Raw genomic sequence first — 11,846 nt, 5'->3', positions numbered from 1 at the left:
GGCAGGGGGTCCGGGGGTTCTTCCGGAAGCTCACCGGTGATGGCCGGGTCAACGCTGTTACCCGATTCTACCCAGAGTTGCCCTGGGTTGTGGTAGCCGGAAGGGTAATCCCGGGCACACGCGGACAGTTCGACTGCATAGACTCGGAGCCATGACCCTCCGTTCCACAGCCTCCCCGGCCACCGGACGGCCAGCGCGCCGCCGGTCCGCCGCCTGGCCGGTGCTCTGTGTGCTGGCCACCGTGCCGGTGGCCGGGCTGTCGGTGTTCCGCGCCATCCCGGCACAGTGGCCGACCGTCGTCGTGCAGCTCCTGTCCTTCACGCCGTGGCTGCTGATCCCAGCCGGAGCCGCAATTCTCCTGGCCGTTGTGGGCCGGCGCAGGTGGCTGGTCTGGCTGACGGCGGTCGCGGCAGCGGCCCAGCTCTTCTGGCTGTTCCCGCTGGATTACGGGCGGGGCGCCCCGGAGGCCGGCGCAGTAACAGTGCCCCTGACGGCAATGAACATCAATTCGGAATTCGGCCAGGCGGACGCGGCGGAAATCGTCCGCCTGGTTCGGGAGAAGGGCGTCGGGCTGCTGACGGTCCAGGAGCATTCGCAGGTACTCGAAGACCGGCTGGCCGCTGCCGGGCTGCCGGAGTTGCTGCCGAACCGGCTCAGCGATCCCACGGACGACGGCGCCGGCAGTGCCATCTATTCCGCGCACCGCCTGGAGGCGGTTGGCACCCTGCCCGATACCCCGTTCCAGATGCCGATTGTCCGGCTGACGCTGGACGGTGCGGGAACGCCGGCGGTCCTCGAGGTGGCCAACGTCCATGCGCTCCCGCCGGTGGACGTGCGCGTTGAGCAGTGGCGCAGCGACCTTGCGGCCCTTGCCCGCCTGGCGGCACGGCCCGGCAACCGGCTCCTGATCGGCGACTTCAACGCCACCTATGACCACGCGGAGTTCCGTGCGCTGCTGGACGACGGCCCGGACGGCCGGAAAATGGTGGATGCGGGGACGGCCGCCGGAATGCGGCTCGTCCCCACGTGGCCGATGGAGGGGCACCGGCTGCCCGGTATCGCCATCGACCACCTCGTCACCAGCCCGGGCATCACCAGTGCCGGCTACTCGGTCCACCGCATACCCGGAACCGACCACGCCGCCGTCGTGGCGACGCTGGCCGTCCCGTCGGCAGGTTAGCGCAAGGTTTTCGGCTGGTCGAAGCTCTGCGGCAGCTTCATGCCGGCCTCTGCCATAACGTCCCGGAGCCGGTCCGGGTAGTCGGTGATGATGCCGTCCACACCGGCGGCGATCAGCGAGCGCATGGTGGGTTTGTCGTCCACGGTCCACGGGATGACCTGCATGCCCGCATCATGGGCGCGCTGCACCATGTCGGCAGTGACGTAGGGGACATAGCCGGGATCCGTCACCGAGCCGTTTTGCGGGGAGCCGTGCACCGGCGAGATGGCGTCGAAGCCTAGAAAAGAGGCCGCGTTGACGAGGTCTCCGCCGAAGTCGTCCGAGTCAATGCCTCCGAGCCAAGGCGAGCTGCCCGGTTGCCCGGCCTGGAGGAAGTCCTTGTTCGTCAGCGCAACAGTGCGGATCTGCGGATCGCGCTGCTGTACCAGGCGCAGCGAACCCCAGTCGAAGCTCTGAATGGAGACACGGTGCTGCATGTTGGCTGCCTTGATTTCCCGCAGCGCTACATCCACGAACTGTTCCCGCGGTGCCGTTTGCTCCGGAGCGCCGGCTTCGACCTTGGTCTCGATGTTGAACTTCACCTGGCTGGCACGGTAGGACTCCGCCAGGGCGAACACCTCCGAAAGCGTAGGCATCTGCGCGCCCGGAGACGCGGCCTGCCCCGGGAACTGGGAAAGGGTGAGGCTGCCGCAGTCCAGGCTCCGGACCTGCGCAAACGTCAGATCCTTGACGTATTTGCCCACATACGGGAATTGCGGATCACCCGCCTCTACAGGCGCTGTGTCCCGGCACTTGGCGGGACTGATCTTGCGGTCGTGCGTAATGACCTCGCGGCCGTCCTTGGTGATCTGAAGGTCAAGCTCGAGCGTCGTGACGCCTGTCTCGATGCCCTTGGCGAAGGAGGCAAGGGTGGACTCGACCGTGAGTCCAATGCCGCCCCGATGGGCCTCGAGGTCGAAGTGGTTGTCGCCCCCTTGCGGGTTGGTGTCTGCGGCCAAGGCCGGGGACGGGAGGGCGATGAGCAGGGCTGCGCTGAGTATGGCGGCGCCAAGCGTCTTCGGGTGTTGCATGGTGTGGTCTCCACTCTGGTGGGTGTTCAGGTGAAGTGCCACAGTCGCCGTCGATCATCAACAGCTGGTCACAGGTCCGGAACGCCCAGACCAACCCGGGATGAACCTCCGGTGGCGGGAAGCCCCTGCGTACCAGGCTCCCCGGCCCTCCTCCCCCGGCTTAGGCCTGCTTACGGATGAGCTTGTGGGTGGCTGCCTGTGCAACGGGCCGGATCACGATCTGGTCCAGGTTGACGTGGTGCGGCGCAGTGACGGCGTAGCGGACCACATCGGCTACGTCGTCGGCAGTGAGCGGCTTCTCCACGCCCTGGTAGACCTTTCCGGCGGCCTCCTCGTCGCCCAGCCTGTTGAGGGCGAACTCCTCGGTGTGCACCAGGCCCGGAGCAACTTCGATGACACGGACATTGTTCTCCACCTCTTCCAGCCGGAGCGCTCCGGTCATGGCGTGCTGGGCGAACTTGGCCGCGTTGTAGCCGGCACCGCCCTCATAGGCGGAAAGTCCCGCCGTCGAGGTCAGGTTGAGGACTGTGCCCTCGCCGTTGGCCCGCAGCATGGGAAGGAAGGCGCGGGTTAGTTTCATGGTGCCCAGGACGTTCACGTCGAACATCCACTCCCAGTCCTCGGTCTTGGCATCGGCAATCCGGTCCGCGCCCCGTGCACCCCCGGCAATGTTGATCAGGGTGTCGATGCCGCCGGCCTTCGTCACCTCGGCCAGGAGCCTTTCCACGTCATCGTCGTCGGCGATATCTGCCGGCACAGCCGTGGCTCCGGTGGCCTCGGCCAGCGCCGCGAGCCGGTCCGCCCGGCGGGCAACGGCGAAGACCGTCCAACCCTCGGCCCGCAACGCGCGGACCGTCGCCTCGCCGATTCCCGTGCTTGCTCCCGTAACTACTGCTGCCTTTGTGCGCTTTTCCTCAGTCATGGCACCACCCTAACGTTGGAGGAAGTCCAGAAGCACACGGGCATGGTTGGTCTCAGGATCCCTGGCACCGTACAGGAGGGTGATCCGCCCGTGCTTCACCGCCAGCTCCTGCAGCGTGGCCACGGCCGGGTTGTTTTCGAGTTCCGCCTCGTACTGTTCACGGAAATCCGCGAAACGTTCCTGCATGTGGCCGAACTCGGTCCGCAGCGCTGTTGAGGGCGCCACCTCCTTCAGCCAGAGGTCCAGCATGGCCCGTTCCTTGCTGATGCCGCGCGGCCAGAGCCGGTCCACCAGGACGCGGAAACCGTCGTCGTCGGAGGGGTCATCGTAGATGCGTTTGGTCACGAGTCTGCGGTCATCACTGTCCATACCGGGATGCTACTGCAGGGGCCCGGCGCCAGCGAGGGAAGAGAACATGAAACAATTGCTCCATGGCTGAAGACACTCAGGGTACAGACACGCCCACTACCGCCCCTATCAACGTTCCGGACAAGCCCGCCCTTGAGGGGTTGGAAGCTGCCCTGACGCAGCGCTGGCTTGACGAAGGAACCTTCAAGTTTAATCGGGAGACCACCAGGGAGCAGGTCTACTCGATCGACACTCCCCCGCCCACGGCGTCGGGATCCCTGCATGTGGGCCACATGTTCTCCTACACCCAGACCGACGTCCTGGCGCGCTACCAGCGCATGACCGGAAAGAACGTCTTCTACCCGATGGGCTGGGACGACAATGGCCTGCCCACCGAGCGCCGCGTCCAGAACTACTACGGTGTGCGCTGCGATCCGGCCGTCCATTACAACGCCGCCTACCGTCCGCCGGCTGAACCGGCCAAGAACCAGCGCGATTTTGACGTCATCTCGCGCCGCAACTTCATCGAACTGTGCGAGGAACTCGCCGTCGAGGACGAGAAGGTCTTCGAGAACCTCTTCCAGACCCTTGGCCTGTCCGTCGACTGGGACCTGACCTACCGGACCATCGATGACAAGTCCCGGGCCATCTCCCAGCGCGCCTTCCTGGCGAACCTCGCCGCCGGCGACGCCTACATGGCTGAGGCCCCCACGCTGTGGGACGTCACCTTCCGCACCGCGGTGGCCCAGGCTGAACTCGAGGACCGCGAGGTCGCAGGCGCCTACTACCGCTACCCGTTCTTCACCGAGGACGGCGAGAAGCTCTACATCGAGACCACCCGCCCGGAACTGCTAGCCGCCTGTGCCGCCCTCGTGGCAAACCCCGACGACGAGCGGTACCAGCCGCTGTTCGGCAAGAAGGTCACCTCTCCCCTGTTCGGCGTCGAGGTTGAGGTGAAGGCCCACCACCTGGCCAAGGCGGACAAGGGCTCCGGCATCGCCATGGTCTGCACCTTCGGAGACCTCACCGACGTGACCTGGTGGCGCGAGCTCCAGCTGCCCACCCGCGCCATCGTGGGCCGTGACGGCCGCATCATCGGTGAGACGCCGGACTGGATCACCACCGAGCAGGGCCGGGCGGCCTTCGAATCGATCGCCGGCAAGACGGTCTTCAGCGCCAAGGAAGCAGTGGTCGAGCAGCTCGCCGCTGCCGAACTCCTCGACGGCGAGCCCAAGAAGATCATGCACCCGGTCAATTTCTTCGAGAAGGGCGACAAGCCCCTCGAAGTGGTGACCTCGCGCCAGTGGTACATCCGCAACGGCGGACGCGACGAGGACCGCCGCGAACGTCTGATCGGCCGCGGCAACGAGATCGAGTTCCACCCGGCATTCATGCGCTCCCGCTACGAGAACTGGATCTCAGGACTGAACGGCGACTGGCTGGTCTCCCGCCAGCGCTTCTTCGGTGTGCCGGTACCGGTCTGGTACCCGCTGGATGCCGACGGGAACCCGGAATACGACGCACCGATCGTCCCGACGGACCAGCAGCTCCCCGTCGATCCGGCTGCCGACGCGGCGCCCGGCTACGAGGAAGCCCAGCGCGACCAGCCGGGCGGCTTCACTGGTGACGCCGATGTCCTCGACACCTGGGCCACGTCCTCGCTGACACCGCAGATCGTGGGCGGCTGGAGCACCGACGAGGCACTCTTTGCCAAGGTCTACCCGTTCGACGTGCGCCCGCAGGCCCACGACATCATCCGGACCTGGCTGTTCTCCACGGCCGTGCGTGCCGATGCGCTGCAGGACACCGCGCCGTGGAAGCACGCCGCCATTTCGGGCTGGATCCTCGACCCGGACCGCAAGAAGATGTCCAAGTCCAAGGGCAACGTGATCGTGCCTACCGATGTCCTCGAGGAGTACGGTTCGGACGCGGTCCGGTACTGGGCCGCCTCGGCAAAGCTCGGCGCGGACACGGCCTACGAGATCGCGCAGATGAAGATCGGCCGCCGCCTGGCCATCAAGCTCCTCAACGCCTCGAAGTTCGTCCTGAACCTGGGCGCCACGGAAAACTCGGTGGTGTCCACGGACCTGTCCGTACTGACCAACCCGCTGGACCGCGCCGTCCTGGCACAGCTGTCCGACGTGGTGGCACAGGCCACGAAGGCGTTCGAGAACTATGACTACGCCCGGGCGCTGCAGATCAGCGAGAGCTTCTTCTGGCAGTTCACGGACGACTACGTGGAACTCATCAAGGACCGGGCCTACGGGGCGGCCGGCGAAGCAGAGCAGGCATCAGTGCTGGCGGCGCTGGCCACCACCCTGGATACGTTGCTGAGGCTGTTCGCGCCGTTCCTGCCCTTCGCCACCGAAGAGGTCTGGGGCTGGTGGCGCACCGGATCAGTGCACCGTGCCGAGTGGCCCGCGGCGTCAGAGGTCTCCGACGGCGACACCACCATGCTCGCGACGGTCGGAATTGCACTGAGCGGTATCCGCAAGGCCAAGTCCGAGGCCAAGGTCAAGCAGCGCACCGAGGTGCTGTCCGCCACGATCACCGCCACGGAGTCGATCACCACGCAGCTGAAGGCCGGCCTGGCCGACCTGAAGGCCGCCTCGAATGCCCGCGAGCTCACCCTCGTGGCAGGCGACGGCGAATTGACGGTCAGCGATGTTGTGCTGGCCCAGCCGGAGCTAGCGCCGGGCGCCTAGCCCGCTCACCGGCTACCGGACACGCGTGAAGCCCCATCAGCGTTCGTCGCTGGTGGGGCTTCCGTCTTCGGGTGTCACCCTGTTTTTGGGCAAAGGGGAAGCCCCATCAGCGTTTTGCCGTTGGTGGGGCTTCGACTTTTTCGATTGTCTCGTGACGTCTGTGACAATCTGGCGGAATCCTCGGAATTTCAGGTCTTCCTACCTCGTCACTGGTAGCCAGCTTCTGACTTTGCCGAAGGCTGCGTCAGATGCGTGTCACTGAATCTTTGGTTTCCGTGTCCCTCTTCTTTCGAAGTGGGTAAGAACTATTGTTGTCCCACCCGGGCCGATCCGCAAGGGTCCCGAAAGAACTACATCCTAGTAATTCCGGTTCCCCCTGAGGGGCGTTAGGCGGAGCTTGTCAGTTGAATTCAGGCCGTTCAGTGCGGCTGCGCTTGATCTCGAAGAAATGCGGGTACGAAGCCAGGGTCACCGCGGCGTCCCACAGCCGGCCGGCTTCTTCGCCCCGGGGAATGCGGGTCAGGACCGGGCCGAAGAATGCCGTGCCGTTGAAGGCCACCACGGGCGTTCCCACATCCTGGCCTACAAGGGAGATGCCCTCTTCGTGGCTGGCGCGAAGCTGCTGGTCGAAGGCGTCCGAGGTCGCTTCGGCCGCGAGACCGGCAGGGAGCCCGCAGTCCGCCAGGGCCTTGCCGATCACGACGGCGAAATCCTTTTCGCCGGCGTCGTGGATCAGGCTGCCCATGGCGTCATAGAGCGGCTTGATGACCTGGTCACCGTGCTGCTCGCGGGCGGCAATGATGACGCGTACCGGGCCCCATGCCTTGTCCATCGCCTCGCGGTAGCCGGGGTCCAGTTCGCGGCCCTCATTCAGGACGGCAAGGCTCATCACGTGCCATTCGGTTTCAATGTCGCGGACTTCCTCCACTTCGCCCACCCAGCGGGACGTGATCCAGGCGAAGGGGCACAGGGGGTCGAACCAGAAGTCGGCTTTGCTCGCGGTGGTTTCAGGCACGGAGATCTCCTCGTAAAGTCATCGGGGCGTGGCGCACCTCAGGCGCACATCAAGCAAGAGCGAAGAACTAAGCGGATTTATTCCGGCGCTTAGCCACAACGTCGTGCGCGATCATGGTGGGCTGCGCCTTTTTCGCCACGACGTCGGCAGTGATGACGACGCTGGCGATGTCGTCCCGGCTGGGGAGGTCGAACATCACGGGGAGGAGCACTTCTTCCATGATGGCGCGGAGCCCGCGGGCACCCGTGCCCCGTTCCAGTGCCTGGTCGGCGATCATGTCCAGGGCTGCGTCGTCAAACAGCAGTTCCACACCGTCCAGCTGGAACATCTTCTGGTACTGCTTCACCAAGGCGTTCTTCGGTGTGGAGAGGATCTGGATCAGGGCCGGACGGTCCAGGTTGGAGACCGTGGTGATGACGGGAAGCCGGCCGATGAATTCCGGGATCAGCCCGAACTTCAGCAGGTCTTCCGGCATGACCTCGCCGTAGGAGTCGGAATTGTTCTTGACTTCGTTCAGCGGAGCACCGAATCCGATGCCCTTCCGTCCCGAACGGGAGCCGATAATGTCCTCGAGCCCTGCGAAGGCTCCGGCAACGATGAACAGCACGTTGGTGGTGTCGATCTGGATGAATTCCTGGTGCGGGTGCTTCCGGCCGCCCTGCGGGGGAACTGAGGCCACCGTGCCTTCGAGGATCTTCAGCAAGGCCTGCTGTACGCCTTCGCCGGAGACATCACGGGTGATGGAAGGGTTTTCGCTCTTCCGCGAGATCTTGTCGATCTCGTCGATGTAGATGATGCCCTGCTCGGCCTTTTTGACGTCATAGTCAGCAGCCTGGATCAGCTTCAGGAGGATGTTCTCGACGTCCTCGCCCACGTACCCGGCCTCGGTCAGTGCCGTGGCATCAGCGACGGCGAAGGGAACGTTGAGGCGTCGGGCCAGCGTCTGGGCCAGATAGGTCTTACCGCAGCCGGTGGGGCCGATCAGGAGGATGTTCGACTTGGCGATCTCGACGTCGTCGTGATGGACGCCTTCGGCGAGGCTGCCGCTCTTGGGCGCGTGGCCGGCCTGGATCCGCTTGTAGTGGTTGTAGACCGCGACGGCGAGCGAGCGCTTGGCGGGCTCCTGGCCGATCACGTATTCCTGGAGGAAGTCAAAGATCTCGCGGGGCTTGGGCAGTTCGAAGCTGCCGAGGTCCGCTACTTCGGCGAGTTCCTCTTCAATGATCTCGTTGCAGAGTTCAATGCACTCGTCGCAGATGTAGACGCCGGGCCCGGCAATGAGCTTGCGCACCTGCTTCTGGCTCTTTCCGCAGAAAGAGCACTTCAGCAGATCCGTGCTCTCGCCAATCCGAGCCATATGTGAACCCCTTAGTATCCTGCTGCTACCGCAGCACTGCACCGGTTGCTGGAATCACGGTGGGTCCGGAAGGTCCGGCCGTGACATGTTCCACTCTAAGTCACATTCGGCCTGAGGGGTGGAACCTTACGTATTGAAAACGAAAGCCGGTGCGGTCCATTTTCCATGAACCGCACCGGCTCCGCGTGTCGTGCTTAATTACCTGCTGATCGCCTGCGGCTTGATCTTTCGGGAATCAAGAACCTGGTCGATCAGGCCGTAGGACTGTGCCTCGGCGGCGGTCAGGATCTTGTCACGCTCGATGTCGTTGTTGACCTGCTCGGACGTACGGCCCGAGTGCTTGGCCAGGGTGTCTTCGAGCCAGGACCGCATGCGCATGACTTCGGCTGCCTGGATCTCAAGGTCGGAGGCCTGTCCGCCCTGGCCGCCGGACAGTGCCGGCTGGTGGATGAGTACGCGTGCGTTGGGCAGTGCCAGGCGCTTGCCGGGCGTGCCGGCCGCCAGCAGGACAGCCGCCGCACTTGCCGCCTGGCCCAGGCACACGGTCTGGATCTCGGGGCGGATGTACTGCATCGTGTCGTAGATGGCCGTCATGGCGGTGAAGGAACCGCCCGGAGAGTTGATGTACAGCGTGATGTCGCGGTCCGGGTCGGTGGACTCGAGCACCAGCAGCTGTGCCATAACGTCGTCCGCGGAGGCATCGTCCACCTGGACGCCGAGGAAGATGATCCGGTCCTCGAAGAGCTTGGTGTACGGGTCCTGGCGCTTGAAGCCATAGGGCGTACGTTCCTCGAACTGCGGCAGCACATAGCGGCTGGTGGGCAGGTTCCCGGCAGACGATCCGAAATTGTAGTTCATGTTCATTTCTCCTGGAATCATTTCTGTCTTCGCCGGTTACTTTTCCGAGCCGCTGGCGTTTTGCGTTCCGCCGCCGCCGGCAACAGATCCCGCGTGAGCGGCAATCTTGTCGAAGAAGCCGTACTCGAGGGCCTCAGGAGCCGTAAACCACTTGTCGCGGTCATTGTCCTTGAGGATGGTCTCCACGGTCTGGCCGGTCTGGTCTGCGGTGAGTTCCGCCATGACCTTCTTCATATGGAGGATGAGCTCAGCCTGGATCTTGATGTCCGAGGCCGTGCCGCCGATGCCGCCGGAAGGCTGGTGCATCAGGATGCGCGCATTCGGGGTGGCGTAGCGCTTGCCCTTGGTGCCCGATGAGAGCAGGAACTGGCCCATCGACGCGGCGAGGCCGGTGGCGACGGTTACGACGTCGTTCGGGATGAACTGCATGGTGTCGTAGATGGCCATGCCGGCCGTCACGGAGCCGCCCGGCGAGTTGATGTAAAGGTAGATGTCCTTATCCGGGTTCTCCGCGGACAGCAGCAGCAACTGCGAGCAGATCGCGTTGGCGTTCTCATCGCGGACCTCGGAGCCGAGCCAGATGATTCGCTCTTTCAGCAGGCGGTTGTAAATGTAGTTGTCCTGGGCTGCCGGATCGACAGTAGCCATCCGGGGGGCCCCTGCTTGCTGTGACATATGTACTTACCTCTCGCTGGCGACGGTGACGTCACGGGACGACGCCACTGAAAATCACTACTTGGACACTAACCGGTTTCGCGGCCGTTTTGTTCACGCGGATCGCGCTGTTCGCTGACGGCGCACGATTGCCGCAGCGGCCCACCGCACAGCACTGCACCGCCGGTGTGCGGGGTTGGCTCAGGGGTTAAACAGGAAGCCCCCGGATCAGGGATCCGGGGGCTTCCGTGCAACGTGGTGTTAGAACTTCACGGCTGCCGGATCGTCGCTTGACGCTTCGTCCTTGGCGGCAGCTTCGCCTTCAGCAGCTTCGCCGTCGACGGCGGGAGCTTCTTCAGCTTCGGCGGCAGGAGCTTCTTCGCCACCGGGGCGGACGAAGTCGCTCAGGTCAACCTTGTTGCCCTCGGAGTCGGTGACCTCGGCCTGGCCCAGCACAACTGCCAGGGCCTTGCGGCGGCGGACTTCGGAAACCATCATGGGAACCTGGCCGGACTGATCGATGATCTGTGCGAACTGGTTCGGGTCCATGCCGTACTGGCTGGCAGTGGTCACGATGTAGTCGATCAGCTCGTTCTGGCTGACGCCGACCTCTTCCTTGTCAGCAATGGCGTCCAGGATGATCTCGTTCTGGAAGGCACGCTCGGTGTTGGCCTTGACCTCGGCGCGGTGCTCCTCGGTGTCGTGGTCACCCTCGCCGTGGGAGTTCTCGGCCTTGAAGTGCTGCTCCAGCTGCTCTTCGACCACCGAGGCGGGAACGGGGACCTCGACGAGCTCAACGAGCTTGTCCAGGACCTTGTCGCGTGCCTCGACACCCTGCTCAACAACCTTGGATTCGGCAGCCTGCTTGCCGAGGTCCGCACGCAGTTCTGCAAGCGTGTCGAACTCGGAAGCCAGCTGGGCGAAGTCGTCGTCGGCCTCGGGAAGCTCGCGCTCCTTGACGGACTTGACCACTACCTTGACCTGGGCGGCTTCGCCGGCGTGGTCGCCGCCAACGAGGGTGGTCTCGAAGATGGCGTCCTCGTCAGCGCTGAGGCCGGTGACGGCCTCGTCCAGGCCTTCGAGCATGGTGCCGGCGCCAACCTGGTAGGACAGGCCTGAGGCGGAGTCAACTTCGGCTCCGTCGATGGATGCGGTGATGTCGATGGTCAGGAAGTCGCCGTCGGCGGCCGGGCGGTCCACGGACTTCAGGGTGCCGAAGCGGCCGCGGAGTTCGTCAAGGGCCTTGTCAACATCGGCTTCGGTGGACTCGGCGGCGGCTACCTCGACCTTGATGCCGGAGTAGTCCGGCAGTTCGATCTCGGGACGGATGTCAACCTCGGCGTGGAACTTGAGTTCGCCGTCGGTCGCGGTGGGGTCCGGAACCTCGGTGATTTCAACCTCGGGACGGCTCAGCGGACGGATGCCGGTTTCCTGGACTGCGTCCTGGTACCAGCCGTTGAGGCCTTCGTTGATGGCCGTTTCCAGCACGTAGCCGCGGCCAACGCGCTGGTCGATCAGCTTCGCGGGGACCTTGCCCTTGCGGAACCCAGGGACCTGGATCTGCGAAGCAACAGTCTTGTATGCCTCTTCGATGCTGGGCTTCAATTCCTCAAAAGGGACCTCAACATTGAGCTTGACCCGCGTGGGGGTGAGGTTCTCGACAGCGCTCTTCACAGTCTAAGTACTCCTGGTTTTGTGGGATGGGGTTCTGCAAACGCAATGATCTGACAAGCTGCA

10 protein-coding genes are annotated in these 11,846 nt (G+C 64.4%); 2 read left to right on the top strand and 8 right to left on the bottom strand.

Going from position 1 to position 11,846, the window contains the following annotated elements:
* The first annotated feature begins 151 nt into the window (after nt 1–151).
* Nucleotides 152–1,180, top strand: a complete 1,029-nt coding sequence (locus AC6JAC_RS09925; protein WP_497964506.1) for an endonuclease/exonuclease/phosphatase family protein — start codon at nt 152–154, stop codon at nt 1,178–1,180.
* Here the strand turns inward: AC6JAC_RS09925 and AC6JAC_RS09920 are convergent.
* The 3 genes from AC6JAC_RS09920 to AC6JAC_RS09910 all read right to left on the bottom strand — a co-directional run bounded on the left by AC6JAC_RS09920 (nt 1,177) and on the right by AC6JAC_RS09910 (nt 3,541).
* On the bottom strand, nt 1,177–2,250 hold the full coding sequence (locus AC6JAC_RS09920; RefSeq protein WP_497964504.1) for a glycerophosphodiester phosphodiesterase: 1,074 nt from the start codon (nt 2,248–2,250) through the stop codon (nt 1,177–1,179). The genes AC6JAC_RS09925 and AC6JAC_RS09920 overlap by 4 nt on opposite strands.
* Before the next feature lie 160 nt (nt 2,251–2,410).
* The gene (locus tag AC6JAC_RS09915) at nt 2,411–3,172 is read right to left on the bottom strand and encodes an SDR family oxidoreductase (protein ID WP_497964502.1); all 762 of its coding nucleotides are present in this window, start codon (nt 3,170–3,172) and stop codon (nt 2,411–2,413) included.
* A gap of 9 nt (nt 3,173–3,181) precedes the next feature.
* Entirely contained in the window at nt 3,182–3,541 is a 360-nt protein-coding gene (locus AC6JAC_RS09910) for a DUF488 domain-containing protein (RefSeq protein WP_497964500.1), read from the bottom strand.
* Between the two features lie 62 nt (nt 3,542–3,603).
* Here AC6JAC_RS09910 and valS point away from each other — a divergent pair, with 62 nt between their 5' ends.
* Nucleotides 3,604–6,225, top strand: coding sequence for a valine--tRNA ligase (valS, locus tag AC6JAC_RS09905; RefSeq protein ID WP_497964498.1), 2,622 nt, complete (start codon nt 3,604–3,606; stop codon nt 6,223–6,225).
* A 400-nt stretch (nt 6,226–6,625) separates the two neighbouring features.
* On the opposite strand, the gene AC6JAC_RS09900 is transcribed toward valS, so the two are convergent.
* From AC6JAC_RS09900 to tig, 5 genes are all read right to left on the bottom strand, one after another.
* On the bottom strand, nt 6,626–7,240 hold the full coding sequence (locus AC6JAC_RS09900) for a mycothiol-dependent nitroreductase Rv2466c family protein (protein WP_497964496.1): 615 nt from the start codon (nt 7,238–7,240) through the stop codon (nt 6,626–6,628).
* Nucleotides 7,241–7,307: 67 nt separating this feature from the next.
* Complete coding sequence (clpX, locus tag AC6JAC_RS09895; RefSeq protein ID WP_028268994.1) at nt 7,308–8,597, bottom strand: ATP-dependent Clp protease ATP-binding subunit ClpX; 1,290 nt, start codon at nt 8,595–8,597, stop codon at nt 7,308–7,310.
* 198 nt (nt 8,598–8,795) lie between these two features.
* On the bottom strand, nt 8,796–9,455 hold the full coding sequence (locus AC6JAC_RS09890) for an ATP-dependent Clp protease proteolytic subunit (protein ID WP_028268993.1): 660 nt from the start codon (nt 9,453–9,455) through the stop codon (nt 8,796–8,798).
* A 36-nt stretch (nt 9,456–9,491) separates the two neighbouring features.
* Nucleotides 9,492–10,103, bottom strand: coding sequence for an ATP-dependent Clp protease proteolytic subunit (locus AC6JAC_RS09885; protein WP_011692247.1), 612 nt, complete (start codon nt 10,101–10,103; stop codon nt 9,492–9,494).
* Nucleotides 10,104–10,370: 267 nt separating this feature from the next.
* A complete protein-coding gene (gene tig, locus AC6JAC_RS09880) occupies nt 10,371–11,783 on the bottom strand; it encodes a trigger factor (protein ID WP_454698775.1) in 1,413 nt (470 codons plus the stop codon).
* Nucleotides 11,784–11,846: the final 63 nt, after the last annotated feature.

This window comes from Arthrobacter sp. KUASC02 (assembly GCF_059739395.1).
Note: the sequence above shows the minus strand (reverse complement) of the source record. Positions and strands in the feature narration are given on the sequence as shown.

Excerpts from the sequence above, each read along its gene's own strand:
- AC6JAC_RS09890 (WP_028268993.1), bottom strand. The coding sequence starts at position 9,455 with ATGAACTACAATTTCGGATCGTCTGCCGGGAACCTGCCCACCAGCCGC.
- clpX (WP_028268994.1), bottom strand. The coding sequence starts at position 8,597 with ATGGCTCGGATTGGCGAGAGCACGGATCTGCTGAAGTGCTCTTTCTGC.
- AC6JAC_RS09885 (WP_011692247.1), bottom strand. The coding sequence starts at position 10,103 with ATGGCTACTGTCGATCCGGCAGCCCAGGACAACTACATTTACAACCGC.
- AC6JAC_RS09910 (WP_497964500.1), bottom strand. The coding sequence starts at position 3,541 with ATGGACAGTGATGACCGCAGACTCGTGACCAAACGCATCTACGATGAC.
- valS (WP_497964498.1), top strand. The coding sequence starts at position 3,604 with ATGGCTGAAGACACTCAGGGTACAGACACGCCCACTACCGCCCCTATC.
- AC6JAC_RS09925 (WP_497964506.1), top strand. The coding sequence starts at position 152 with ATGACCCTCCGTTCCACAGCCTCCCCGGCCACCGGACGGCCAGCGCGC.
- AC6JAC_RS09920 (WP_497964504.1), bottom strand. The coding sequence starts at position 2,250 with ATGCAACACCCGAAGACGCTTGGCGCCGCCATACTCAGCGCAGCCCTG.
- AC6JAC_RS09915 (WP_497964502.1), bottom strand. The coding sequence starts at position 3,172 with ATGACTGAGGAAAAGCGCACAAAGGCAGCAGTAGTTACGGGAGCAAGC.